Raw genomic sequence first — 25,735 nt, 5'->3', positions numbered from 1 at the left:
CGCCGAAAAAGCACGCATCGCGTCCGAACGGCCCGCAGCGGCCCGCTTACGCCTCGACGACTTCGATCGCGCCGAGCATCCCGTTCGCCTGGTGGGGCGTACACTGGTACAGCTGGATGCCCGTGTTGTCGAACGACTGCTCGAAGGTGTACCCCTCCTCGGCGACGGTCTCTCCGTTGTCGAAGTCGGACTCCGACCCCTCGACCGAGGCCACGTTGTGCCCGCCGCCGGTCCCAGTCCACTCCCAGACGACGGTCGTGCTGGAGTCGATGCGGATCGCCGCCGGCGAGAAGGCGAACCCGACGTCGCCGGCGCCTACCTGAACGGTCACCTCGTCCTGCCCGGTGAAGTCCATGATGGTACCCTCGTACATGCGGGCGTCCGAGAGGTACTCGTCGATCTCGCTGGGCACGTCCTCGACGGCGCTCCCGCCGCCGGAGCCGCCGTCGGAGCCGTCAGAGCCCTCGGATCCGTCGCCGCCGTCACCACCGTCGCCGCCGGAACAGCCGGCGAGCGTTCCGATGGTCAGCGCGGCGCCGGTTCCGGCGAGATACCGCCGTCTGGACAGGTTATCAGACATCACCTATAGTAGGGGTTGGAGCCTTACAAACCCCCGGACTGCTCTCGGTTTGCGGGAAAGAATTACTCCCGAACGATCCTGAAGAAAGCCGGTCACGCCGCGGCGCGAGGGGCGGGTTTATCGCGCTCCGGACCCTCCCGGCGAGCAATGCGCGAAGACGCGCTGGCGACCCGACTCGTCGAACACTACGAGGCGACGGTCGACGGCCCGGCGATCCGGCTCGAAGAGCCGTACGACGCCGACGGGCGGGAGGGGGTCGTCGACTTGCTCGTCCGGACGCGGACGCCCGAGCCGGTCGATCGCGTGATCGAGCTCAAAGCGGACGCCGCGGTGCGCCGCGCCACCGGCGCGAACGAGGTCCTCCGGCAGTACCGTCGGATGGAGCGGTACTTCCACGCCGACGAGCGCCACGCGCTCCGCCCCAAACTCGGCCGAGCCGAGCCGGGCGCCCGCTACCTGCTCTGTTTCGCGCCGACGCCGACCTGCGTCTACCACGTCGCGACCAACCGCACGCTGTACGGCTCCGTCGACCCGGACGCGAGGGCGGGGGACGTGCCCGCGGTCCGCACCGTGGCGTTCCTGACCGGCCTCGACGGCGACCCGGCCGACCTCGGACTCGTCTCCGTCAACGGCGAGGTGACGTTCGGATCAGATCCGTTCAAAAGAGCGGTCCCGGGGGACTCGCGGCTCGCCGAGAGCCTGCGCGCGGTCGACGACGACCTCGTGGAGTTCCCCTGAGTCGGCGGGGAAACCGGAGGCCGCAGCGGGCGGCGAGACCGCCTACAGGCCCAGTTCCCGCCCGATGACGACGTGTTGGATCTCGCTGGTCCCCTCGCCGATCTCCATCAGCTTCGCGTCGCGGTAGAAGCGCTGCGGCGCGAAGTCGGTGGTGTACCCGTAGCCGCCGAGCGTCTGGACCGCCTCCTCGGCCACCTCGCGGGCCGCCTCGCTGGCGTCGAGCTTGGCGAGCGCCGACTCTTGGGTGACCGACTCGCCGGCGTCGTACCTCGTCGCCGCCTTGTGCGTGAGGAGGCGCGCGCGCTCGGTCTGGCGGTGCATGTGGACCACCTTGTCGCGGATCGCGTCGAACTTCGCGATCGGTTTGCCGAACTGCTCGCGCTCGCCCGCGTACTCCTTCGCGGCCTCGTAGGCGCCCTGCGCGAGCCCCACGGAGAGCGCGGCGATGGAGATCCGGCCGCCGTCGAGCGTCTTCATCGTCTGTGTCCACCCCTCGCCCTCCTCGCCGAGCAGTCGGTCCTCCGGGATCCGCACGTTATCGAAAGCGATCTCGCAGGTCGGCGAGCTGTTGAGCCCCATCTTGTCCCAGACGGTCGTCACCTCGAACCCGTCGTCGTTCTCGGGGTCGACGATGAACGTCGAGATGCCGTCGTATCCCGCGCCCGGGTCGGTGACGGCCTTCACGAGAATCGAGTTCGCGACGTTCGCGTTCGTGATGAACTGCTTCGTGCCGTTCAGGACGTACTCGCCCGCGTCGGCGTCGTACTCGGCCGTCGTGTCCATGTCGGAGGCGTCCGAGCCGCTGCCCGGCTCCGTGAGCGCCCACGCGCCGATCCCCTCGCCCTCCGCGAGCGGGCGGAGCCACTCTTCCTTCTGTTCGTCGGTGCCGAACAGGTCGATCGGCTTCGCGCCGAGCGAGGTGTGCGCGGCGTACGAGAGGCCGATCCCACCGGAAACGCGCCCGAGTTCCTCCGTGACTAGGGCGTACATCAGCTGGTCGCCGCCGAGCCCGCCGTACTCCTCGGCGACGGGGATCCCCATCATGTCGAGCTCCGCGAGGGAGTCGAACACCTCGTCGGGGAACCGGTGTTCGTCCTCGATATCCTGCGCGATGGGCGCTATCTCCTCCTCGCAGAACTCCCGAACGGTGTCGCGTATCATCCGGTGTTCCGCGGGTACCTCGAAGTCCATGGGCAAGAATTGCGACCCGCCGGCATAAACGATGCGAACGTCCGTGACAGACCGCGGCACGGGGCGCGGTCCGCGAGCCGACGACTTATGAGGCGTCGCCGCGTGCCGCCGGTATGGAGTTCCGGCAGCTCGTTCGCGGGCGCGTCGACTGGCCCGACATCGAGCGGGTCGCGCGCGAGCTGGCGGACCGGTACGACCGCGACGAGATGCGCGTGCGGTTCCTCGACGCCGACAACTGGCTCTCGACGCCGATGGTCGTCGACGACGACCTCTTCGTGAAGGTGATCACCCGACAGAACACGCTCGTCCACGCGCTGTTCACGACGGGGCGGAACCTCGGGGCGTTCTCGGCCGGCACGGGGGGGTTCTTCGAGCGCCACGAGACCCCCTACGAGATGGCGCGCCACGAGCTGGAGGCGACCCGGCGCGTCCGCGAACTCGGCGTCAACGCGCCCGAGCCGATCGAGGCGTTCGAGGTCGGCGACCTCGGCGTGCTCGTGTTGGAGTACCTCCCGGAGTTCCGCACCCTCGGCGAGCTGGACCCCGAGGCGGTCGCCCGGCTCGCGCCCGACCTGTTCGCGACGCTGCGGACGGTCCACGACGCGGGGCTCGCGCACGGCGACCTCCGCGCCGAGAACGTCCTCGTCGCCGACGGGGAGCTGTACGTCATCGACGCGACCCGCGTGAGCGAGGACGGCCGCGAGGCGGCCCGGGCGTACGACCTCGCGAGCGCGCTCGCCGCGCTGGAGCCGCTCGTCGGCGCGTCGGACACGATCGACGCCGCGCTGTCGAGCTACTCGGCCGACGAGCTCCTCGCGGCGCGTCGGTTCCTCGACTTCGTCGCGATCCGACCCGACCACGACTTCGGGGGGGCGGAGCTGAAAGGGGAGCTGGAGAAACGGACCGCATAGGACGCGCTCTCCCCGGTCGGGTCGGCCGACCCGTCGGGCGCCTCCGCGCGCTCGCTGACGTGAGCGGAGCGAAGGGGAAGGCGTCGCGTTCGATACCGGCGGTCATGTGATTCGGACGGCGAAAAGGGACGGCGGCGACTCAGCCGCCGAGGTACAGCTGCGAGACCTCCTCGTTCGTGTCTCCGAACGCTGTGAACAGGCCGTTCACCATGTTGGGCGCCTCGCTCTCGGCCACCGGTGAGTTGTAGATCGCGTGTGCGAGCACGCCGCCGTCGGTCCTGCTCGTCGCCTCGATCGCCCAGCAGTTCGGATGCCACAGATCGAGCGTGAGCCTGGTTCCGGCCCACTCGCCCGCCACTTCCGCGTCGGTTGTCGCCATTGGCCCGTTATGTTTGGCACCGCATGAGAAAGACCTTGCCGACCATGGTAGGGTGGGTTATTTGGACGTGCCGACCAGAAGCCTCGAACATGGCGCAGCCCTACCAGCATTACATCGACGGCGAGTGGGTCGACGGCGACGGGTCCGAGACGTTCGAGAGCGAGAACCCCGCGACGGGGGAGACGCTCGGGGAGTTCCGACAGGGGACCCCCGACGACGTCGACCGCGCGGTCGACGCCGCGGACGCGGCGTTCGAGGAGTGGCGCGAGCTCTCGCGGATCCAGCGCGCGGAGTATCTCTGGGACGTGTACCACGAGCTCCGCGACCGCACCGACGAACTCGGAGCGATCGTCACCAAGGAGTGCGGCAAGGAGATAAGCGAGGGGAAAGCGGACGTGGTCGAGGCCGCGCACATGGTCGAGTGGGCCGCGGGCGACGCCCGACACCCGAAGGGCGACATCGTCCCCTCGGAGATCCCCTCGAAGGACGCGTACATGCGCCGGAAGCCGCGCGGCGTCACCGGCTGTATCACGCCGTGGAACTTCCCGGTCGCCATCCCCTACTGGCACATGGCCATCGCGCTGGTCGAGGGGAACACCGTCGTGTTCAAGCCGGCCGAGCAGACGCCGTGGTGCGCGCAGATCATCGCGGAGATGTTCGACGACGCCGGGATCCCCGACGGCGTGTTCAACATGGTCCAAGGGTTCGGCGACGCCGGCAACGCGATCGTCGAGAACGAGGACGTCGAGACCGTCATCTTCACCGGGTCGGCCGAGGTCGGCCACCACATCCAGGACAAGCTCGGCGGCGTCGCCGGCAAGCGCGCGGCCTGCGAGATGGGCGGGAAGAACGCCATCGTGGTCACCGAGGAGGCGGACCTCGACGTCGCGGTCCACTCGGCGGTGATGTCCTCGTTCAAGACCACCGGCCAGCGCTGCGTCTCCTCCGAGCGCCTGATCGTCCACACGGACGTGTACGACGAGTTCAAAGAGCGGTTCGTCGAGGTGGCGGAGTCGGTCGCGGTCGGCGACCCGCTCGACGAGGACACCTTCATGGGGCCGCTCATCGAGGCGGAACACCGCGAGAAGGTCACCCGGAACAACGAGGCGGCCCGCGAGGAGGGCGTCAACGTCCTCGTTGACCGGACAGAGCTCGACGACGAGGAGATCCCCGACGGCCACGAGGACGGCTACTGGGTCGGGCCGTTCGTCTACGAGGCCGATCCCCACGCCGACCTCACCTGTACTCGCGAGGAGGTGTTCGGCCCCCACGTCGCGCTCATGGAGTACGACGGCGACATCGAGGAGGCCGTAGAGATCCAGAACGACACCGACTACGGCCTCGCCGGCGCGATCATCTCCGAGAACTACCGGCAGATCAACTACTACCGCGACCACGCCGAGCTTGGGTTGGCGTACGGGAACCTCCCGTGCATCGGCGCCGAGGTCCAGCTCCCCTTCGGCGGCGTGAAGAAGTCCGGCAACGGCTACCCCTCCGCCCGCGAGGCCATCGAGGCCGTCACCGACCGCACCGCGTGGACCCTGAACAACTCGAAGGAGATCGAGATGGCGCAGGGGCTCTCGGCGGACATCAAGACGAAGGACGAGTAAACTACCCCGGCCTACTCGCTCGCTGCGCTCGCTCCTTGAGGTCGGAGGCACCACCTTGTATCATGCTGAAACGGCCGGGCTGACGCTCGAAGACGGCCGTTCGAGCCCTTCTCACTCCGTCACGTTCCGAACCGCCGTGACGACCGCTTCGGGAGCCTCCGCCGCAGCGAGTTCGGTGTGAGCCGCGAGCCGCTCCCGCGGACGCCCGACCGGCTGCGATTCTGACACCGTCTCGATCAGGTCGGCCTCCCGCAGGAGCCGCTTTATGCGCGTGAACGTCGACGGGCTCCCGAGCCCCGCGTCCTCGCAGGCCCGCCGGAGGGTCCGGTCGAGGACGCCCTCGCGGGCGCCGACCGCGTAGGCGCGGAGGCGGGTCTCCTCCGAGTCCGGACCGATTGATTTCGAGGTCTCCGAGTCGACCTCGGCGTCGAGCGTCCGAAGCACCGCGGCCGCGACCGACTCGTCGCACCGCGCCGCGAACCCCTCGTACACGCGTCGCCGGCTCGGCGTCCGGAGCCCGTACGGCTCGGCGTCAGCGAACCGTGACGCGTACCGCCCGCGCAGCGAGGCGTCGTCGCCGATAGGGTGCCACTCTACCTCTCCGATCGTCTCCCTGCTTGTTTCTCCGCTCGTCTCTCCGCCCGCCCCGTCGCGCTCGGTTCCGATCAGCGCGAACCCCGTCTCCGCCCCCGCCAGCACCGGATTCGGCTGCGGCGCGTCGAGGACGCGCAGGTCGACCGCGTCGGCGTCGAGCAGCGCCGCGAGTCGGCTCGCCGGACGGAACCCGGCGGTCGCGGCGTCGACCGCGGCCTCGCCCGCGAACACGCGCAGCGACGGGAGCTCGGACGGAGCGAGGTCGTCGTCTCCGCGCGCCTCGTCGGTCTCGTCCCCTTCGTCCGCCTCGCTCGCGAGGTCCGCGACGCTCGGGGCGACGAGCGCCGGGGCGGCCTCGCGGTACGCCTCGAGGACCGCGCGGAGCAGCCGCGGGCCAGGGTCGACGAGGATCGGGTCCGAGAGCGCGCCCAGCGGGAGCGGCTCCGGGGTCGAGGGGAGTGCTGGACCGGTCGCCATCGACCCCCGATAGCGCGCGCGACGGATTAACTGTGTAGGCCGCCGAGGGGTCCACGGACGCTCGGGCCGCGGCGTGCCGGCTCGCGCGCCTTTTTTATCTCGCGGGCGGAACGGGGACGCGTGCCACCGCTCGACCTGTCGATCGGGCTCGGAACGTCCGGGCTCGACGACCCCGAGACCTGTACCGACACCGTCGCCGCGGCGCTGGAGGCCGGCTACCGCCACGTCGACACCGCGCAGATGTACGACAACGAGGCCGCGGTCGGCGCGGGGATCGCCGAGAGCGACGTCGACCGCGACGACGTGGTCGTCGCCACGAAGGTCCACCCCGAGAACCTCGCGCCCGAGGACGTCCGCGAGACGGCGCGCGAGAGCCTCGATCGGCTCGGCCTCGACCGCGTCGACCTCCTGTACGTCCACTGGCCGATCCGGGCGTACGACGCGGCGGCGACGCTGCCGGCGTTCGACGACCTCCGCGACGCGGGCGTGACGGATCACGTCGGCGTCTCGAACTTCACCCCCGCCCTGCTGCGCGAGGCCCGAGAGGTCCTCGACGCGCCGATCGCGGCCCATCAGGTCGAGTGTCACCCTCGGTTCCGACAGTCGGAACTGCGCGCCCTCGCCGCGGAGTTCGACCACCGCCTCGTCGGCTACTCGCCGCTCGGCCGCGGGGAGATCCTCGACGACCCGGCGATCGCCGACATCGCCGAACGCAACGACTGCTCTCCGGCGGTCGCCGCGCTCGCGTGGGCGCTCGACCGCGGGATCGTCCCGATCCCGAAGGCCCGTGGCGACCACGTGCGAGAGAACCTCCGCGCGGTCGACGTCGACCTGCCCGACGCCGATCTCGACGAGATCGACGCGCTCGACCCCGGCGAGCGGCAGATCGACCCCGACGACGCGGCGTGGAACCGCTGACGAGAGGGGCCCCGTTCCACCGCCGTCCCGGCCTCGTTCCGCCGTCGACCCGTTCTCCCGGTCAGACCGCGTCGAGCCGCGCCCGCAGCTCGGCGTCCGCGCGCTCGACCAAAGCGTCGAGCGGCTCGTCGAGGTACGTCGTCCACTGGTCGACGAAGCCGGAGCGCCCGAGCATCCTGACGACCTCGTAGACGGGGCGCCGACGCTCGAATCCCGCCGGGAGGCCGCCGGCGCGCTCGCGGTACCCCTCCCGGAGGGCCGCGGCGAACCGCTCCGGCCCTGTCGAGTCGAAGCCGTTGAGCAGTTGGTCCTCGGCGCGCACTAAGTCGCGGACGGGGTCGCCGACGTGGGACAGCTCCCAATCTATCGCGGCCACGCTCGGGCTGGACGCGTCCCGGTCATCGCCCGCGCCCGCGACGAAGAGGTTCGGTTTGGTGACGTCGCCGTGGAGCAGCGCGGCCGGCGCGTCGTCGAGCGTTTCCCGGTTCTCGCGGACGCAGTCGATCACCGCATCGTAGTGGTCCGACAACCGGTCTGAGGTGCCGATCTCGCGGGTCCGTTCGATCGTCGTGAGGAGCACGTCCGTCCACGACGCGAACTCGATCGAGAGGCCGCTCGGGGCGTCCCCATCGTCGCCCCGCGCGGCCTCGCTCGCCTCCGCCGCGCCTCCGGCCGCCTCTGCCGCGCTCCCAGTCTCCGTCCCCGGGCCGACGATCTCCCCGTGACGCGCGAACCGGTCGGCGTGGAGCGCCGCGAGCGCGGCGCCGACGCGCCGGAGCAGGCGCTCGCGTTCCGCGTCGCCCGCGGTCGCATAGCGGTCAAGGAGCCCGCGACCCGGAGCCGGCGCGGTCGCGAGGTACGCCGGGTCGCCGCCCGGGTCCGCTGCTAGCACCTCGGGCACCGGAAAGAGGTCGTGGGTCAGCAGGTATTGGAGAACTGTGCGCTCGCGAGCGAGCCGGTGGCTCTCGTCGGCGAGCGAGACCTTGAGGAACGCCCGCGTTCCGTCGGCGAAGACCACGCCGACGGTCTCGTTGGCGCCGTTCCACGAGGGACCGACGCCGGTCAGCCGCTCGACGGGGCGATCCGGAAACGCCGCCGCGAGCGCGCGATCGATCTGGCCGGACTCGACGCCGTTCATGGGTTTCATTCCGAGTCCGATCGATGTTAACATTGTTGTCAAAGATGTACTATCGTGGCTCGTGACGGCAGCCAACACGGCGTCAATTACCAGAATCGGGGATATCACCGACAACGTCATACGTGTCGGTGAATCAGGAAGGTTCAGTGACGGATGGGTTGTCTGACGGGCGCGTCGGGTTCGAGGTCGACGGGACGGCGCTGACGGTGCGCGACGCCATCGAGGGCGACGAGCTTCGACTCCGCGTCGACCGCGAGCCCGAACTCTCGCCGGCGCTCCCGGAGCTGTTCCCGGCCCCGATCGACCGGGCGGTCAGCTTCGAGGCGGGGTCGCTCGAGATCCCCGAGTACGCGTCGATCGCCGTCCGCGATGCCGACGGCGATCACGTCGCTCGCCTCGACGAGCCGATGGACCTCCCGCGCGGTTCGTACTGTATCGAGGTCAACGGCGCGACGAAAGTCTTGGTACGGGTGACGGACGCCGAGATATCCGCGGGCGGCGCGGCCGGACCCGGCCCGGTCACGCTTTCGTTCGACCGCCCCAGAACCGTCTCGGTCGGCGGGCGGTCGCTCCACACGCGCCCCGAGGCGACGATCACGGTCCCGGACGACCCGACCGCGCTGACGGAAGCGGTGTCCGTCCTCGGGTCGTCGATCAAGGAGTTCACGCCCGAGCGCTCGTGGCCGACCCTCCGCGGCTACCCGCCGCGCATCGAGCGCGGCGACTCGCTCGAGGTCCCCAGCCCGCTCACCGTTCCCGACACCGGCGTCGAGGTCGTCGTCCGACCGACGTACGCGGACGTGTTCCGGCTCTCGACGCTGTCGTACTACCTCGGCGCCCGGATGACGACCGGCGACGCCCCGGCGATCCGGCTGGACACCGGGTACGAGGAGCGGCTTCCGACCGATGGTCGGGCCCTCGAAGAGCGCGTCACGGAGCTGTTCAAGACGTGCTTCTTCCTCGACACGCTCGCGCGGACGGAGGGGTACATCCCGTCCGACCGGTACGCGTACGAGGAACTCGGTCCGGTGCTCCCCTTTTATCCGCCGAAGCTCACCGACCGGTCGATGAGCGAGCGGCTGATGGAGTACTTGGAGGTCGCCCCCGAGACGGTCGCCCCGTACTTGCCCGCGTGGCCGACGGAGGCGGTTCTGCGGCCTGCGCCCGCGGCCGCGGAACTGCTCCCGCACCTCGCTCACGTCCTCGCGCCGATCTGCGTCCGCGGCGATTCGGACTCTCCGCGACCGGGCGCGCCGATGGCCGCTGCGACATCACCTCAGACTCTGGCAGAACTGCCGGGCTCCGACAGGTCGGGCGGAGCGATCGCCGACCAGGAGCGGCGGTCAGTAGCAACCCCTGGTGGACCGACGACGAGCGACGTTCCAAGCCCGGACACGGAGCCGCTACAGACCGGCGTATCGGCACTCACACCGGCGGCGTACGAGAATCGCATCCAAAGACAAATCCCGGAGCGCGGGGCTGTCGCGGTCGCGCTCCTGTTCGGTGACTCCGAACGGGCCCGTACCGTCCGAGCATCGCTCTCCGAACCAACTGACCTCGACGGGATCGGATCCCTGACCGTTCTCGCTTCACCGTCTCCCGACGAGGTAGCGGAGACGCTATCCGATCCTGAACTCGACATCGCTTACTGCGGGGCCACAGTTCAAAACGACGTAATCGACTCGGTTGACGGTATTGACGACGTGTCACGCTCGGAGAAAGCGACCCGGAACGATAGCCCCGTGTTTACGCTGTTCGAGGATTCGGTCGACATCGCCGTCGGCGTCGACGCGGTCAACCGGGGCGGGGTAAGCGCCCTCCTCGTCGACGGTCGTGTCTCCGCGGATCGGATTCGGTCCCTGATCGGACTTCTCAGCGCCAGCTTTCCGGTCGGCGTCGCAACCAAACTGGCACTTCCCGATGAGGGCGTGGACCTCCGATACGCTGGCGATCCGGCCACTGCTGTTGCCAACGACCGGGGACGTGCAACGCAACTGTACGCGTGTCGGCCGCTCTCGGACGATACGTTCCGCGTGTCGGTCCAGTCGCTGCTTTCGACTGGCGTACTGATCGGCGGGGAATTCCGAGTCGTCCACGTCTTCAACGACTTGAAATCGACGCTGGTGGGGACAAAAGTCGACCTCGGAAATGCGGATATCTCGGACATACTTCAGATCCACGCAGAGAAGTCTCCGGTCGTTTTGTTCCCGAACGACATTGTCCTCTGGAGCGACGATCTTTCAGATGAAGACGTAACCGAGGTCGCAAGAGAGGGACAGTCAAACGCCGAGTTGGCCGGCTGTCGGAACGAACAGTATCGAGGCGAATAAGCGCCTGTTCCTCCGAACCGTCTCACTCCCCACCGATTTTTATGAATTGGTCACGGATCCACACCCATGCCCCAGATCCACCTCGACGAAGAGACGGTCGAGCGGCTCGACGCGCTCCGGATCGACGACGAGGAGTACGACGAGATCGTCAGCGAACTCATCAGCATCTACGAGGCGGAAGAGCTCACGCTGTTCCGCGGCAGCGACGTGGAGTGACGGCGGTCGGCCGACCGCTCGCGGCCGCCGCCGGTAGTCGGTCCTACTCCTGATACGCGACGCGGACCTGTTCCCACTTGCCGACTTCCTCCAAGTGCGCTTGTAGCTCGTCGGCGTACTCCTGAACCAGCCGCTCCGCGGCCTCCAACTCCTCGTCGGATGGGCCGCTCGACCCGCCGCCGCCGAGCCCGAGCGCGCCCTTGATCGAGTCGACGACCCCGCCGTCCGACCCCCCGGCGTCGCCGCCGGGAGCGCCGCCCATCCCCGCCATCTGCGACCGGAGGTTCTCCAGTTCGGGCATGATCGCGGGGAGGCTCGACGTGTTCGCGACGACCCGAGCGGCCTCGGGGTCGTCGGCGTTCTCGATCTCGAACTCCGTGGCCGTCATGATCAGTCCCCACTCCTGACTGGAGAAGCGCGACGCCGCGACGCGCTCGTTGAACTGGTTGTCGACGGTCATGCGCTCGCCGACGATGGCGTCGGTCCACTCGCTCATACGCCTCGTTCGCCGGTCGCGGTGAAAAGTCCGTCCCCCTCCGGTCGGCGCGACGGGACGCGGGAGACGCGGAGGACGCAGGGGACGCGGAGGAGTTTATACCGCGGACCGCCTCCGTCGGGGTATGACTGACAGGAGTCGCCGCGACCTCCTCGCCGCCGTGGGAACCGCGACCGCCGCCGTCGCGGGCTGTGTCGACGCCGCTCTCCCCGGGTCGGGGACGGACGGCCGAGCGACACCGAGCGACGAGCGGGTCGACCGGACGGGCGAGCCGACCGTCGAGGTCGCCGTCGGAGCGAACGGCGGGTTCTCGTACGCGCCGGCGCACATCCGGGTCGACGACGGGACGACGGTCGTCTGGGAGTGGACCGGGAGCGGCGGCGGCCACGACGTGTACGCCGTCGACGGCTCGTTCGCGTCCGACATCCTCGCCGGAGCGGGCAGCACCTTCCAGCGTGCGTTCGAGGTGCCCGGGACTCACCAGTACCTCTGTACGCCACACCAGACTCGGGGGATGCGCGGCAGCGTCGAGGTCGTCTCCGACGGGGCCTGAGCCGGAGTCGCGGCCGACTCACTCGCGCCGGAGATCGTCGAACGCGCCGCCAGCGAGCCCCGGACCTGACGGGACTTCGATCCGCCCGTCGTCGATCGGACAGGGATCGGGCGCGAGGTCCTCGTCGAGCATCTCCCCCGTGGCGAGCCCGCACGGCGCCGCGTCGGGGATCGCGGCCGCGACGTGGACGGCCGCCGTCCGCGCGACGACCGCGTCGACCGTGGTCGTGACGACGGGATCGATGCCGGCCGACCGCGCCCGCAGCGCGGCCGCGAGCGCGCGGTCGGGCCCGCCGAGCGCCATCGGCTTGAGGACGACCGCGTCGGCCGCGTCAGCCTCCAAGACGGCGTCGATCCCGCGAGCCGCGACCGACTCGTCGGCCGCGATCGGGACGCCGTCGTCCGGTTGCCCGGAGCGGTCGCCCTCGCGAAGCGCTGCCAGCCCGTTAAGATCGTCCGCTGGGAGCGGCTGCTCGACGTACGCGAGGTCGAACGCGGCCAGCGCGTCGAGCGCGCGGCGCGCCACTTGCCGGTCCCACGCGCCGTTCGCGTCGGCGCGGAGCGCGACCCCGTCGCCGACCGCGTCGCGGACCGCGCGGACGCGCTCGACGTCGGCGTCGACGTCGCGGGCGCCGACCTTCAGCTTGAGGCAATCGAACCCCGCCTCCACCGCCCCCCTCGCTTCGGCGGCGGTCTCGTTCGGCTCGCCGTCCCCGATGGTCGCGTTGACCGGCACGGCGTCCGCGGGCGTCGCGGTCACGCCGGCCTCGTCAGAGAGGTGTTCCGCGAGCGACGCGCCGGCGTCGCGGGCAGCGACGTCGACGAGCGCGAGGGAGACGCCGTGTCGCGCGGCCGGCGTCGCCCCCGTGTCGAGCGACTCCGGCGCGGCTCCGGCTCCGGCCCGCTCGTCAAGACCGTCGAGCGCCGCCGCGCACTCCTCGCGCGACTCCGTCCACCCCGGAAGCGGGGTCGCCTCGCCGAGGCCGACCGCGCCGTCGGTGTCGCTCCCGCGCTCGACCGCGATCAGGAACCCCTCTCGGCGACGGATCTCTCCGTGGGCGGTGCCGAGCGGTCGGGTTAGGTCGAGCGCGAACGGCCGGCGTCGCAGCGTCTCGAACGGCTCCTCGCCGCGGGGATCGTCGGCGGTCACACCGCGAGACCGACGGCGAACGCGACGGCGTACGCCGCGAGCAGTTTCCCGGTCGATTCGAGCGCGGGGTTGAGCGCCTCGCCGGACGTCTCGGTCAGCACCGTCCGCGCGACGGCCGCCGCGAGGGGGAGCGTGACGAGCGGGAGCAGCGTCGCGAGGCCGTCGCCGCGCGCGACGAACCACAGCGGGACGAGGTAGGCGACGGCGAGCATCGCGAGGTACTCGCCGCGGGCGAAGCGGTAGCCGAACCGGACCGCGAGCGTGCGCTTGCCGGTCGAGGCGTCCTCCTGGCGGTCACGGAGGTTGTTGACGACGAGGATGTTCGTCGACAGCCCGGCGATCGGGAGGCTCGCGACGACCGCCGCGAGCGTGATGGTCTCCGCCGGGGCGCCCATCGGGAACCACCCGGAGAGGAGCGCCGCAGCCTGGACGTAGTAGGTCCCCGTCACCGCGATCACGCCGAAGAAGACGAACACGAAGAGGTCGCCGAGCCCGTGGTAGCCGAGCGGGTACGGACCGCCGGTGTAGGCGATCCCGGCCGCGACGGAGGCGAGCCCGATCACGAGGATGGGGACGCCGCCGACGGCGACGAGGTAGGTCCCGACGCCGATCGCGGCCGCGAAGGTGAGCCACATCGCCCGCTTCACCTCGTGCGGCTCGATGAGGCCGCTCGCAACGACGCGGGTGAACCCCTCGCGGTCGTCGGTGTCGGCGCCCTGGATCGCGTCGTAGTAGTCGTTGGCGAAGTTCGTGCCGACCTGGATCAGCGCCGCGCCGACGAGCGCCGCGAGCGCGGGCAGCGGGGCGAACACCCCGTCGGCGAGCGCCAGCCCGACGCCGACGACCACCGGCGCGGCCGCGGCCGGGAGCGTCTGTGGCCGGGCGGCCATCACCCACGCGCGCCGCCGAGTCACCTCGATACTCATTGCCGATAGTTGGTGCGTGGCGTCCCTTAACCTTGCCATCGCGGATCGCCGCGAGGTCGCGCAGACGGCGCCCCGGCCTCCGTCTGACCGGTCGGCTCCGGTACCCGTCGCGGTGAACGATAGCGATCGCGGCGAACGGTACCGAGTCGCGTACACATATCCCCCGACGGCGCGACGGCCCGCTATGGCCCGCGTTCCCTACGCCGAGAAGTCGGACGTGCCGGACGAGTACGAGGACCTCTTGGAGTCGTCGCTTCAGGGCAAACCGCTCCACGTGTACCAGTCGATCGGAAACAACCCCGAGGTGTTGGCGGGGCTCCGGTCGTTCCTCGGGTCGCTGTGGACCGACAGCGGCCTCACCGACCGGGAGCGCGAACTCGTCATCCTCGCGGTCACGAGCGATATCGGGAACCGCTACGAGTGGCACCAGCACGTCAACGTCGCCCGCGGCGTCGGGATCAGCGACGACGAGATAGCGGCGCTCGGGCGCGGCGACCCCGCGCCCCTCGGCGACGCGGAGACGACGCTGGTCGAGTACGCGCTCGCGGTCGCCCGCGGCGAGGTCGACGCGATCGCACACGAGGAGATCGCGGCGCTGTACGACGACGAGACGGTCGTCGGCATCGCCGCGGCCGCGCGGGGGTACGACGCGCTCGGCGGAATGATCGACGCGTTCGACCTCGAACTGGAGTCGGGGACCGAGCTCCACGGCTGGGACCCGCGGTAGCCGGGCGTCGACCGCGACCCGACGCGGTCCGACTCCTCCCTCGCCGAACGGACGCGCCCCGAATCCCCCCCCTCGGCGACCGACAGGTTCGACAGGGATCGGCCCATACGGCACGTATGACCGACACGGAGACCGCGACGGCGAACGGCGTCGCGGCACGCTACGAGGAGACGGACGGCGAACGCCTGCTCACCTTTTCGCGGGACGGCAGCGAGGCGACGGTCGCGCAGAACGCCGAGGGGTACGCCATGCTGAAGGTCCGGGCCGGCCCCGACGGCGACGAACTGGAGCGGTACTACGGGTTCGACATGGCGCTCGACCACGCCGCCGAACTGCTCGGCGTCGATGTCCCCGACCTCCCGGTACCGGACGCCGCGGCCGACATGGGAATGTAGCCGCGGCGGCGAACCGCCCGCCCGGCGAAATCGGTGATCCCTTGCGGCTTACGGCGCCGGCGCAGCCGATGTGTTCTCGCGATCAGCGGCGCCGTCGGCGCGAACAACCAGCAACATGATCCGGCACCCGGAACGCGAGCCGAACTGCTTCGTCGATGGTCCGAAGCAGCTCCGAGAAGGACGACGGGCCAGCAGGAACGGTAACACGACGATCGACGCCCGTGTGAACGACTCCCACTATTGAAAATAAATAACCATGGAACATCATAGCCGGAGTTGAATATTCTCCATAGCCATATGGCCTTATGCGTGGCACCGGTAGCAGGAGTCAGGATGGACCGAAGGAAATTCCTGCGCGGTACCGGCGCGGCGATCGGCGGCTCGCTCGTCGCCGGCTGCGTCGGTGGCGGGAGCGAATCGGGGACGGTGACGGTCGACTACGCGTACTACAACCCGGTCAGCCTCGTGTTGCGCGAGAAGGGCTGGCTCGAGGCGGCGTTCGCGGACACCGGCACCGACGTCGAGTGGGTGTTGAGCCTCGGGAGCAATCAGGCGAACGAGTACGCGCAGAGCGGCGAGGCCGACGTCTCCTCGACAGCGGGGATCGCGGCGCTGATGGCCCGCACGAACGGCGTGCCGATCACGACGCCGTACATCTACTCGGAGCCGGAGTGGACCGCCTTAGTCACCTTCCAAGAGACCGGCATCGAGTCGGTGGCAGACCTCGAGGGGAGCCGCGTCGCCGCGACCCGGGGAACCGACCCGTACTTCTTTCTGCTTCAGGCGCTCGACGACGCCGGGCTGAGCGAGGCGGACGTCGAGGTCGTCAACCTCCAGCACCCGGAGGGACAGTCTGCCTTGGTCCGCGGCGAAGTCGACGCGTGGGCCGGGCTCGACCCCCACATGGCGGAGCTGGAGCTCGAACACGACGGCGCGGAGCTGTTCTTCCGCGAGCCCCGGTACAACACCTACGGCTTCCTGAACTTCCTCGACGGGTTCCTCGCGGACCGCACCGAGGACGCGACGCGCGTCCTCGACGCCTACGAGCGCGGTCGTCAGTGGGCCGTCGAGAACCCCGAGGCGACCGCGGGGATCCTCGCCGACGCCTCCGAGATGTCGGCGCCGGTCGCGGAGCGCGTGTTCACTCAGCGGAACGACCTCTCCGAGCCGATTCCGGGCGAGCCGCACCGCGAGCTCCTCTCCGACCTCTCGCCGATCCTCGAACGCGAGGGCCTCGTGACCGACGACGCCGACCCCGCGGGCAACGTCGACGACCTGATCGACTCCGAGTTCGCGAGCGAGGTCGTCTGAGATGGCCGCCGACACCCGCCGGGAGTCGGACGTCTCCCGCGAGTCCGACTCCGGCCGCGGGTCGACGGCGGGCGGGTCGGCCGGCAACGCCGAGTCGCACAGCCTCGGCCCGGTGCCCCTCCCCGCCGCGAGTCGGTTCCGCCCCCTGCTCGGGCTGCTCGTCCCTGCCGCGGTCGTCGTCGTCTGGCACCTCATCGTTGCGACCGGCACCATCCCGGCGTACCAGCTGCCGACCCCGCTGCGGGTGGCGGAGACGCTGTACGGGATGGGCGCCTCCGGCGAGCTGTGGGGCCACGTCGCGATCACGGTCCAGCGCGTCGTTCTCGGCGCCGGCCTCGGGATCGCCGTCGGGACCGTCTTCGGGACGGCTACGGGGCTCTCGCGGACGGCGAGCGACCTGCTCGACCCCCTGCTCCAGAGCCTGAAGAACATCCCGTCGCTGGCGTGGGTGCCGCTGTTCCTCCTCTGGTTCGGCATCGGCGAGAGCGCGAAGGTGCTGCTCATCGCCGTCGGCTCGTTCTTCCCGGTGTACCTCAACCTCTCGACCGGCATCGCGGCGGTCGACGAGGAACTGCTGGAGGTCGCCGAGGTGTACGACCTCGGGCGCGTCGAGTCGCTGCGCCGGGTCGTGTTCCCGGCCGCGCTCCCCGATCTGCTCGTCGGGATCCGCGGCGGCGTCGGGCTGGCGTGGATGTTCGTCGTCGCCGCCGAGCTGATCGCGGCGAGTCAGGGGATCGGGTTCCTGCTCAGCGACGGGCGGACCCTCGCGCGGCCCGACATCATCGTGGGATCGATCCTGCTGTTCGCCTTCCTCGGCAACTGCTCGGACGTCGCGGTGAAGGAGGTGAGAGACCGTGTCGTCGGGCGCTGACCCCGTCCTCGCGGTCGACGACCTCCGGAAGCGGTACGACGACACGGTCGCGCTCGACGGCGTCGACCTCGCGGTCGCGGACGGCGAATTCGTCGCGGTCGTCGGCCCGTCGGGCTGCGGCAAGTCGACGCTGCTGCGCGTGCTCTCGGGGCTCGAAGCGGAGTTCGGCGGGCGCGTCGCGGTCGACGGGACCGACGTCTGCGACGGCGGCAGCGACGCCGTCGGGATGGTGTTCCAGGAGCCGCGGCTGCTCGACTGGGCGGACGTGCGCGAGAACATTGCGGTCGGGCTTCCGGCCGACGTCGATCCGGACGCCCCGGCGGCCCGCGAGCGCGTCGACGACCTGATCGAAACCGTCGGGCTCGGCGGGTTCGCCGACAGCCATCCGGACGAGCTCTCCGGCGGGATGGCCCAGCGCGTGTCGCTCGCGCGCGGGCTGGCGTATAACCCCTCGGTGCTGCTACTCGACGAGCCGTTCTCGGCGCTCGACCGGCTGACGAAGGCGGACCAGCAGGACCACCTGCTCGACGTGTGGGAGGCGCGCGGCACCACCGTCGTCCTCGTCACCCACGACGTCGAGGAGGCCGTCTACCTGGCGGACCGCGTCGTCGTCCTCGGCGGCCAGCCCGGCACGGTGGAGTCGGTCGTCGACGTCGACATCGACCGCCCCCGCGAGCGGGCGGACACCGAACTGGTTGCGCTCCGACGCGAAGTGACGGCGGTGCTCGGGCGGTAGCGCGGTCCGTGCCCGGGCGGTAGCGCGGTCTGTGCCCGAGCGGTAGCGCGGTCTGTGCCAGAGCGGTAGCGCGGTCTGCGTTCCGGTGGTAGTGTGGTCCGCGCTCCGACGATGCGGATAGCTGCCACGCACCGCGCGCTGGCCGGCGTCCGAACGAAACGAACGTCGATTCGACTTATTAACCGTGTTCCGGATCGGAATACGCGTCCGATCCCCGGTGTGTGTATAATCTCCTTAAGGTGTATAGATCCCGGTGCTGTCGGGCGTTTTTCCGTTCACGCCACGCGACGCGCGGAACTGCCGGTCCGCTCCGATTTTGCGATCGTCCAAACCGTTAAGTACCCGACCGCCTTGTCGTGAATCGATGACAGACATCACGGAGGCTTCGTCGGACACCCCGGCGGATCGAGTTCTTCCAGGGCACAATAGCTTCTAACGTCGAAATTGGTCCTGTCAGGATCTTCGACACGACCCTGCGAGACGGAGAACAGTCACCACGTACCTCGTTTAGCTACGACGAGAAACGCCGCATAGCGGCGACGCTGGACGACATGAACACCCACGTCATCGAGGCGGGGTTCCCGGTCAACTCGGACGCGGAGTTCGAGGCCGTCAGCGACATCGCCGCCGCGACGGACACCACCGTCTGCGGGCTGGCGCGGGTCGTCGAGGGCGACATCGACGCCGCCATCGACTCCGGCGTCGAGATGGTCCACGTGTTCGTCTCCACCAGCGACGTTCAGCTGGAGGACTCGATGCACGCGACCCGCGAGGAGGCCAAACAGCGAGCCGTCGACGCCGTCGAGCAGGTGAAGGACGCCGGCGTCGAGTGCATGTTCTCGCCGATGGACGCCACCCGGACGGACCCGGACTACTTGGTGGACATCGTCGAGGCCGTCTCGGACGCCGGCACCGACTGGATCAACATCCCCGACACCTGCGGCGTCGGGATGCCGACCAGCTTCGGTGAGACGGTGAAGGCCGTCGTCGAGGCGACCGACGCCCGCGTCGACGTCCACACCCACGACGACTTCGGCATGGCCGCGGCGAACGCGGTCATGGGCTTCGAGAACGGTGCGGAGCAGGCGCAGGTGTCGGTCAACGGCATCGGCGAGCGCGCCGGCAACGCCGCCTACGAGGAGGTCGTCATGGCGGTCGAGTCGGTGTACGGCGTCGACACCGGCATCGACACGACCCAGATCACCAAGCTGGCCCGGATCGTCGAGGAGGCCTCGGACATCCCGGTGCCCGCGAACAAGCCGATCACGGGGCGGAACGCGTTCGCCCACGAGTCGGGCATCCACGCCGCCGGCGTCATCGAGAACGCCGACACGTTCGAGACGGGCGTGATGACCCCGGAGATGGTGGGCGCCGAGCGCGAGTTCGTGTTGGGCAAACACACCGGTACCCACAGCGTGCGCAAGCACCTCGTGGAGGCCGGCTTCGACCCGACGGACAGCGAGGTCCGGACGATCACGAAGCGGGTCAAGGAGTACGGCGCCGGCAAGCGGCAGGTGACCGCCGGCGACGTCGAGCGGTTCGCCGAGGAGGCGGACGTCACGCGCGAGGAGGAGGTCCGGGTCTGATGACCCCCTCCCCGACCGGAGCGCCCCCCGAGCGACCGCGAGGGCGGTCGCGGGAGAACGCCGACCGGGGAGCGCGTCGACCCCGCGGCGTGCGTCGCCGCGCGGCGCGGCGCGCGGCCCGACAGGAATTTATACCCCGGCCGCGTTGCTCCGGGCGAGATGCGACGGCACACCACGGCCGCGGCGCGCGCGAGCGTCCCGGGAGCCGTCGCGCCGATCATTGTAGGGGTATAACCCCCTACACTACCCTTTCCTCACCGACTCGACGCACCGCCGAACGCCGGCGTCCGGGCTGTTTCCCACGCACGGAGGGTTCTCCCGTTCGTCCCGCGTTTGCAGCGACCGACACGACAATCCGCCAGATGCCACACCCACCACGACAATGAGCGACACAGCAGCACAGCCGCGATCCGACGGCGACGAGTCCGACGACCCGTCGACCGAGGCCGCGACCGACGAGCCGACCGACCCGGACGAGGAACGGGGCGCCGGAGCCGTTTCCACCGGCGCCGAGTCCGTCGTCGCCGCCCTCGAAGCCGCGGGCGCGAAGACCGCCTTCGGCGTTCAGGGCGGCGCGATCATGCCCGTCTACGACGCCTTGTACGACTCCTCGATCCGGCACGTGACGATGGCCCACGAGCAGGGCGCGGCGCACGCCGCCGACGCGTACGGCGTCGTCGCCGGCGAACCCGGGCTCTGTATGGCCACCTCCGGGCCGGGCGCGACCAACCTCGTCACGGGCATCGCCGACGCCGACATGGACTCGGACGCGATGCTGGCGCTGACCGGACAGGTCCCCACGGAGTTCGTCGGCAACGACGCGTTCCAGGAGACCGACACGGTCGGCGTCACCCGTCCCGTCACGAAGCACAACTACTTCGCGGGCGGGGCCGACACCGTCGGTGACACCGTCGGCGAGGCGTTCGAACTGTCGCGGGCCGGGCGACCCGGGCCGACGCTGGTCGACCTCCCGAAAGACGTGACGCAGGACGAGACGGACCGGACGCCCGGCCCGGCGACGCCGCCGGCGGGGACCGACCCCGACCCGAACGCGGACCAAGACGCGGTCGAGGAGGCGGCGCGCGCCATCGAGTCTGCCGAGCGGCCCGTCTGCCTGTTCGGGGGCGGCGTGATCAAGGCCGACGCGAGCGCCGAGGCGCGGACGTTCGCTCGGAGCTACGGGATCCCGGTGACGACGACGATGCCGGGCATCGGCTCGTTCCCCGAGGACGACGACCTCTGCCTCTCGTGGGCGGGGATGCACGGCACCGGCTACGCGAACCTCGCGATCACCCACACCGACTGCCTGATCGCGGTCGGCACGCGGTTCGACGACCGGCTCACCGGCGGGATCGACACGTTCGCGCCCGAGGCCGAGGTGATCCACGTCGACATCGACCCCGCGGAGATCAGCAAGAACGTCCACGCCGACTACCCGCTCATCGGCGACGCCGGGCGCGTGTTGGACCAGCTGACCGCGGCGGTCCGCGAGGGGCCCGACACCGAGGCGTGGCGCGAACGGTGCGCCGAGTGGAAGGAGACGTACCCGCTCACGTACGCGACGCCGGACGACGAGCCGCTGAAGCCGCAGTTCGTCGTCGAGGCGTTCGACGAGGCGACCGACGACGACACCATCGTCACCACGGGCGTCGGGCAACACCAGATGTGGGCCTCCCAGTTCTGGTCGTACTCGGAGCCCCGGACGTGGGTCTCCTCGCACGGCCTCGGCACGATGGGGTACGGCGTGCCAGCCGCGGTCGGCGCGCGCGTCGCGGCCGACACGATGGGCGAGGCGGACCGCGACGTGGTGTGCTTCGACGGCGACGGCTCCTTCCTGATGACGATGCAGGAGCTGTCGGTCGCGGTTCGCGAGGAGCTGGACATCACCATCGCGGTGCTCAACAACGAGTACATCGGGATGGTCCGCCAGTGGCAGGACGCCTTCTACGAGGGCCGACACATGGCCTCCGACTACACGTGGATGCCCGAGTTCGACAAGCTCGCCGAGGCGTTCGGCGCCCTCGGCCTGCGCGTCGACGACTACGACGAGGTCGCGCCCGCCGTCGAGGAGGCGCTCGACTACGAGGGGCCGGCCGTGATCGACTTCCACGTCGACCCCGAGGAGAACGTCCTGCCGATGGTGCCGAGCGGCGGCGCGAACGGGAATTTCGCGGCCGCGGAGGACCAGCTATGAGCGGTGACGCCGCCGACGGCGACGAGCGAACGACCCCCGACGCCGACTCCCGGCCGCTCCCCGGCGAGCAGCCCGGGCCGGCCGAGCGCGACCACCCGGAGGGGCGCCGGAATCTCGAAGGGATCCGAATCGATCCCGTCGTCGAGGCCGAACACGAGTCGCGGCGCGCGGTCATCTCGGCGCTCGTCGAGGACGAGCCCGGCGTGCTCGCGCGCGTCTCCGGGCTCGTCTCCCGCCGCCAGTTCAACATCGAGAGCCTCACGGTCGGGCCGACGACCGTCGACGACCACTCGCGGATCACGATGGTCGTCGAGGAGACGGACCCCGGCATCGACCAGATCGAGAAGCAGATGGCGAAGCTGAAGCCGGTCATCTCGGTGGGCGAGGTCGCCGGCGACGCCGTCACCTCGGAGCTCGTCCTGCTGAAGGTCGAGGCCGACGACCCCGCCGCGGTCCACGCCGTCTCCGAGATGTACGACGGCCGGACGGTCGACGCGGGACCGGAGACGATCACGGTCGAACTCACCGGCGACAAGGCGAGCATCGACAACGCGATCGGCGCCTTCGAGCGGTTCGGCATCGTCGAGATAGCGCGGACCGGACCGACGGCCCTCGCGCGCGGCGACACCCCGACGGCGCCCGGAGAGAAGCCCGGAACGGCCGGCGAACCGACCACGCACGACGACTGACGCGCGGAGACACGCACGCGGACACACACCCAACACGATACACATGACCGAAGACGACACACAGACGTTCGATTCGACAGTATACTACGACGACGACGCGGACGAGGAGGCCATCGCCCACAAGACGGTGGCCGTCCTCGGCTACGGCTCGCAGGGGCACGCGCACGCGCAGAACCTCTCCGAGAGCGGGGTCGACGTGATCGTCGGCCTCCGCGAGAGCAGTTCCTCCCGGAGCGCCGCCGAGAGCGACGGGCTCCGCGTGGAGACTCCCGCAGACGCGGTCAGCGAGGCCGACGTGGTGAGCGTCCTCGTCCCCGACACCGTCCAGCCGGACGTGTACGAGAACGCGATCGAGCCGAACCTCGACGCGGGCGACACGCTCCAGTTCGCGCACGGGTTCAACATCCACTACAACCAGATCCAGCCGCCCGAGGACGTCGACGTGACGATGGTCGCGCCGAAGTCGCCGGGCCACCTCGTGCGCCGCAACTACGAGAACGATCAGGGGACCCCCGGCCTCCTCGCGGTGTATCAGGACGCGACCGGCGACGCCCACGACGAGGGGCTCGCGTACGCGGCCGCGATCGGCTGTACGCGCGCCGGCGTCGTCGAGACCTCGTTCCGGGAGGAGACCGAGACCGACCTGTTCGGCGAGCAGGCCGTCCTCTGTGGCGGCGTCACCTCGCTCGTGAAGCAGGGGTACGAGACGCTCGTCGACGCGGGCTACTCCCCCGAGATGGCGTACTTCGAGTGCCTCAACGAGCTCAAGCTCATCGTCGACCTGATGTACGAGGGCGGGCTCGGCGAGATGTGGGACTCCGTCTCGGACACCGCCGAGTACGGCGGGCTCACGCAGGGCGACGTCGTCGTCGACGAGCACGCCCGTGAGAACATGGAGGAGGTGCTGGAGAAGGTCCAGAACGGCCAGTTCGCCCGCGAGTGGATCGCGGAGAACCAGGCGGGACGCCCCTCCTACACCCAGCTCCGGAACGCGGAGAAGAACCACGAGATCGAGGCCGTCGGCGACGAGCTCCGCGGCCTCTTCGCGTGGGAGGAGTCGGCCGAGGGCGACGAGGAAGAGGAGAGCGCCGAGGTGACCGCCTGATGGGCGTAGCGGTGAGCGGTCGGTCCTCCGACGGCGCGATGGTCCGGGGTGACGTCCGATGAGCGAGGGGACGCTGTACGACAAGGTGTGGGAGCGACACAAGGTGACGGAGCTCCCGAACGGACAGGACCAGCTGTTCATCGGGCTCCACCTCGTCCACGAGGTGACGAGCCCGCAGGCGTTCGGGATGCTCCGCGAGCGCGACCTCGACGTCGCGTACCCGGATCAGACGTTCGCGACCACCGACCACATCGCGCCGACGGAGGCCGACAAGCGCGAGCGCCCGCTGGCCGACGACCAGGCCGAGGAGATGCTGTCGGCGCTCGAACGCAACACGAGCGAGAGCGGGATCACCTTCTTCGGCTTCGACTCCGGGAAACAGGGGATCACCCACGTCGTCGCGCCCGAACTGGGGCTCTCGCAGCCCGGGATGACGGTCGCGTGCGGCGACAGCCACACGGCGACCCACGGCGCGTTCGGCTCCATCGGCGTCGGCATCGGCACGAGCCAGATCCGCGACGTGCTCGCGACCGGCTGCATCGCGGCCGACAAGCAGAAAGTGCGTCGGATCGAGGTCGAGGGCGAACTCGGCGAGGGCGTCTACGCGAAGGACGTGATCATGAAAGTGATCAAGGACCTCGGCGTCGACGGCGGCGTCGGCCACGTGTACGAGTACGGCGGCCCCGCCATCGAGGCGCTCGACATGGAGGGACGGCTCGCCGTCTGTAACATGTCGATCGAGGGCGGCGCCCGCGCCGGGTACGTCAACCCCGACGAGACGACCTACGAGTACCTGCGGGGCCGCGAGTACGTCCCCGATGGCGAGGCGTTCGAGGAGCGGAAGGCGTACTGGGAGACGGTCGCCTCCGACGACGACGCCGAGTACGACGACGTGGTCACGGTCGACGCGGACGGGCTCGACCCGCTGGTCACGTGGGGGATCAACCCCGGCCAGGTCGTCGAGATCGACGAGCCGGTGCCGCACCCGGACGACTTCGACGAGCGGACCGACCGGGAGGCCGCCGAGAAGGCGATCGACCACATGGAAGTCGAGCCCGGCCAGTCGATGCTCGGATACGACGTCGACGTGGCCTTCCTCGGCACCTGTACGAACGGTCGGCTCTCCGACTTCCAAGAGGCGGCGCGGATCTTGGAGAACCACAGCGTCGACGAAGACGTGCGCGCGCTCGCGGTGCCCGGCTCGGAGACGGTCCGCGCGCAGTGCGAGGCGCGCGGCATCGACCAGACGTTCATCGAGGCCGGCTTCCAGTGGCGGCGCGCCGGCTGCTCGATGTGCCTCGCGATGAACGACGACCGGCTCGACGCCGGCGAGGTGTGCGCCTCCTCGTCGAACCGCAACTTCGTCGGGCGACAGGGCTCGAAGGAGGGGCGGACGGTGCTGATGAGCCCCGCGATGGTCGCGGCCGCGGCCGTCGAGGGCGAGGTCGTCGACGCGCGCGACTACCTGGAAGACGGGCCGACCGGCGGCGCGGGCGGCGTCGAGGAGGTGGCCGACTGATGGCCCCCGACGCCAACGCGGGCACGGATCAACACATCACCGAGGTCTCCGGCACGGGCGTCCCGATCCCGGGCGACGACGTCGACACCGACCAGATCCTGCCGGCGCAGTTCATGAAGGAGGTCACGTTCGACAACATGGCGGACTACCTCTTCTACGACGCCCGGCGCGACGAGGACGGGGAGTTCAACGACCACCCCCTCAACCGCTTCGAGGGCGCGTCGATCGCGGTCGTCAACTCCAACTTCGGCTGCGGCTCCTCCCGGGAGCACGCGCCGCAGGCGATGATGCGATGGGGCGTCGACGGCGTCGTCGGCGAGTCCTACGCCGAAATCTTCCGCGACAACTGCAAGTCGCTCGGCATCCCCGCGGTCACCGCGGACCACGAGACCGTGG

General features: G+C 70.0%; 25 protein-coding genes and 1 pseudogene. 18 read left to right on the top strand and 8 right to left on the bottom strand.

Translation table 11 applies throughout. The features are described 5' to 3' along the window. Positions 1-46: 46 nt before the first annotated feature. The gene (locus C463_RS15430; protein WP_008445603.1) at positions 47-580 is read right to left on the bottom strand and encodes a halocyanin domain-containing protein; all 534 of its coding nucleotides are present in this window, start codon (positions 578-580) and stop codon (positions 47-49) included. A 147-nt stretch (positions 581-727) separates the two neighbouring features. On the opposite strand from C463_RS15430, the gene C463_RS15425 reads away from it, so the two are divergent. Then, positions 728-1,318: a hypothetical protein gene (locus C463_RS15425; protein WP_008445595.1), complete on the top strand. Its 591-nt coding sequence runs from the start codon at positions 728-730 to the stop codon at positions 1,316-1,318. 42 nt (positions 1,319-1,360) lie between these two features. On the opposite strand, the gene C463_RS15420 is transcribed toward C463_RS15425, so the two are convergent. Next, complete coding sequence (locus C463_RS15420; RefSeq protein WP_008445593.1) at positions 1,361-2,509, bottom strand: acyl-CoA dehydrogenase family protein; 1,149 nt, start codon at positions 2,507-2,509, stop codon at positions 1,361-1,363. Positions 2,510-2,622: 113 nt separating this feature from the next. Here C463_RS15420 and C463_RS15415 point away from each other — a divergent pair, with 113 nt between their 5' ends. After that, positions 2,623-3,420, top strand: coding sequence for an RIO1 family regulatory kinase/ATPase domain-containing protein (locus tag C463_RS15415; protein ID WP_008445587.1), 798 nt, complete (start codon positions 2,623-2,625; stop codon positions 3,418-3,420). A gap of 154 nt (positions 3,421-3,574) precedes the next feature. Here the strand turns inward: C463_RS15415 and C463_RS15410 are convergent. Continuing rightward, a pseudogene (locus tag C463_RS15410) lies at positions 3,575-3,799 on the bottom strand (helix-turn-helix domain-containing protein); the annotation flags it as partial. A gap of 89 nt (positions 3,800-3,888) precedes the next feature. On the opposite strand from C463_RS15410, the gene C463_RS15405 reads away from it, so the two are divergent. Continuing rightward, a complete protein-coding gene (locus C463_RS15405; protein WP_008445583.1) occupies positions 3,889-5,409 on the top strand; it encodes an aldehyde dehydrogenase family protein in 1,521 nt (506 codons plus the stop codon). 111 nt (positions 5,410-5,520) lie between these two features. On the opposite strand, the gene C463_RS15400 is transcribed toward C463_RS15405, so the two are convergent. Next, positions 5,521-6,480, bottom strand: coding sequence for a transcriptional regulator TbsP domain-containing protein (locus tag C463_RS15400; RefSeq protein WP_008445582.1), 960 nt, complete (start codon positions 6,478-6,480; stop codon positions 5,521-5,523). A 120-nt stretch (positions 6,481-6,600) separates the two neighbouring features. Between C463_RS15400 and C463_RS15395 the strand changes: the two genes are divergently transcribed. After that, positions 6,601-7,398 carry an aldo/keto reductase gene (locus tag C463_RS15395; RefSeq protein WP_008445580.1) on the top strand — a complete coding sequence of 266 codons (798 nt, stop codon included), beginning with the start codon at positions 6,601-6,603 and terminating at the stop codon, positions 7,396-7,398. A gap of 61 nt (positions 7,399-7,459) precedes the next feature. Here C463_RS15395 and C463_RS15390 read toward each other — a convergent pair whose 3' ends face one another. After that, positions 7,460-8,536: a phosphotransferase family protein gene (locus C463_RS15390; protein WP_008445578.1), complete on the bottom strand. Its 1,077-nt coding sequence runs from the start codon at positions 8,534-8,536 to the stop codon at positions 7,460-7,462. A gap of 146 nt (positions 8,537-8,682) precedes the next feature. Between C463_RS15390 and C463_RS15385 the strand changes: the two genes are divergently transcribed. Beyond that, the gene (locus tag C463_RS15385; protein WP_008445575.1) at positions 8,683-10,866 is read left to right on the top strand and encodes a hypothetical protein; all 2,184 of its coding nucleotides are present in this window, start codon (positions 8,683-8,685) and stop codon (positions 10,864-10,866) included. Positions 10,867-10,932: 66 nt separating this feature from the next. Further along, on the top strand, positions 10,933-11,082 hold the full coding sequence (locus C463_RS19310; protein WP_008445574.1) for a DUF7557 family protein: 150 nt from the start codon (positions 10,933-10,935) through the stop codon (positions 11,080-11,082). 43 nt (positions 11,083-11,125) lie between these two features. Here the strand turns inward: C463_RS19310 and C463_RS15380 are convergent, their stop codons facing one another. Continuing rightward, on the bottom strand, positions 11,126-11,578 hold the full coding sequence (locus C463_RS15380; RefSeq protein WP_008445573.1) for a DUF5799 family protein: 453 nt from the start codon (positions 11,576-11,578) through the stop codon (positions 11,126-11,128). 124 nt (positions 11,579-11,702) lie between these two features. Here C463_RS15380 and C463_RS15375 point away from each other — a divergent pair, with 124 nt between their 5' ends. Further along, on the top strand, positions 11,703-12,131 hold the full coding sequence (locus tag C463_RS15375) for a halocyanin domain-containing protein (RefSeq protein ID WP_008445572.1): 429 nt from the start codon (positions 11,703-11,705) through the stop codon (positions 12,129-12,131). A gap of 18 nt (positions 12,132-12,149) precedes the next feature. Here C463_RS15375 and C463_RS15370 read toward each other — a convergent pair whose 3' ends face one another. Beyond that, positions 12,150-13,280 (bottom strand): mandelate racemase/muconate lactonizing enzyme family protein, encoded by a 1,131-nt coding sequence (locus tag C463_RS15370; RefSeq protein WP_008445571.1) that lies wholly within the window; start codon positions 13,278-13,280, stop codon positions 12,150-12,152. Continuing rightward, the gene (locus tag C463_RS15365) at positions 13,277-14,206 is read right to left on the bottom strand and encodes a 1,4-dihydroxy-2-naphthoate polyprenyltransferase (protein ID WP_008445570.1); all 930 of its coding nucleotides are present in this window, start codon (positions 14,204-14,206) and stop codon (positions 13,277-13,279) included. Before C463_RS15365 ends, C463_RS15370 begins: the two co-directional genes overlap by 4 nt. 184 nt (positions 14,207-14,390) lie before the next feature. Between C463_RS15365 and C463_RS15360 the strand changes: the two genes are divergently transcribed. The 11 genes from C463_RS15360 to C463_RS15310 all read left to right on the top strand — a co-directional run. Beyond that, entirely contained in the window at positions 14,391-14,933 is a 543-nt protein-coding gene (locus C463_RS15360) for a carboxymuconolactone decarboxylase family protein (protein ID WP_008445569.1), read from the top strand. A gap of 116 nt (positions 14,934-15,049) precedes the next feature. Beyond that, positions 15,050-15,328: a DUF7111 family protein gene (locus tag C463_RS15355; RefSeq protein ID WP_008445568.1), complete on the top strand. Its 279-nt coding sequence runs from the start codon at positions 15,050-15,052 to the stop codon at positions 15,326-15,328. Between the two features lie 333 nt (positions 15,329-15,661). After that, positions 15,662-16,639, top strand: a complete 978-nt coding sequence (locus tag C463_RS15350; protein WP_008445567.1) for an aliphatic sulfonate ABC transporter substrate-binding protein — start codon at positions 15,662-15,664, stop codon at positions 16,637-16,639. Position 16,640: 1 nt separating this feature from the next. Beyond that, a complete protein-coding gene (locus C463_RS15345) occupies positions 16,641-17,510 on the top strand; it encodes an ABC transporter permease (protein ID WP_008445566.1) in 870 nt (289 codons plus the stop codon). Further along, positions 17,494-18,246, top strand: coding sequence for an ABC transporter ATP-binding protein (locus tag C463_RS15340; RefSeq protein ID WP_008445563.1), 753 nt, complete (start codon positions 17,494-17,496; stop codon positions 18,244-18,246). The genes C463_RS15345 and C463_RS15340 overlap by 17 nt, the downstream gene beginning before the upstream one ends. Before the next feature lie 404 nt (positions 18,247-18,650). Continuing rightward, positions 18,651-19,832, top strand: coding sequence for a LeuA family protein (locus C463_RS15335; protein ID WP_449271970.1), 1,182 nt, complete (start codon positions 18,651-18,653; stop codon positions 19,830-19,832). Positions 19,833-20,214: 382 nt separating this feature from the next. Next, on the top strand, positions 20,215-22,026 hold the full coding sequence (ilvB, locus tag C463_RS15330) for a biosynthetic-type acetolactate synthase large subunit (protein ID WP_008445557.1): 1,812 nt from the start codon (positions 20,215-20,217) through the stop codon (positions 22,024-22,026). Beyond that, the gene (gene ilvN, locus C463_RS15325) at positions 22,023-22,715 is read left to right on the top strand and encodes an acetolactate synthase small subunit (RefSeq protein WP_008445555.1); all 693 of its coding nucleotides are present in this window, start codon (positions 22,023-22,025) and stop codon (positions 22,713-22,715) included. Before ilvB ends, ilvN begins: the two co-directional genes overlap by 4 nt. Positions 22,716-22,758: 43 nt before the next feature. Further along, entirely contained in the window at positions 22,759-23,820 is a 1,062-nt protein-coding gene (ilvC, locus tag C463_RS15320; protein WP_008445554.1) for a ketol-acid reductoisomerase, read from the top strand. Between the two features lie 58 nt (positions 23,821-23,878). Beyond that, complete coding sequence (gene leuC, locus C463_RS15315) at positions 23,879-25,339, top strand: 3-isopropylmalate dehydratase large subunit (RefSeq protein ID WP_008445552.1); 1,461 nt, start codon at positions 23,879-23,881, stop codon at positions 25,337-25,339. Next, the coding region (locus C463_RS15310) for a 3-isopropylmalate dehydratase small subunit (RefSeq protein ID WP_008445551.1) at positions 25,339-25,735 on the top strand (397 nt) is incomplete at its 3' end. The genes leuC and C463_RS15310, both read left to right, overlap by 1 nt.

Source organism: Halorubrum californiense DSM 19288 (assembly GCF_000336875.1).
Lineage (GTDB): Archaea > Halobacteriota > Halobacteria > Halobacteriales > Haloferacaceae > Halorubrum > Halorubrum californiense.
The sequence above is the reverse complement of the archived record's forward strand: the minus strand, read 5'-3'. Positions and strand labels throughout refer to the sequence as shown.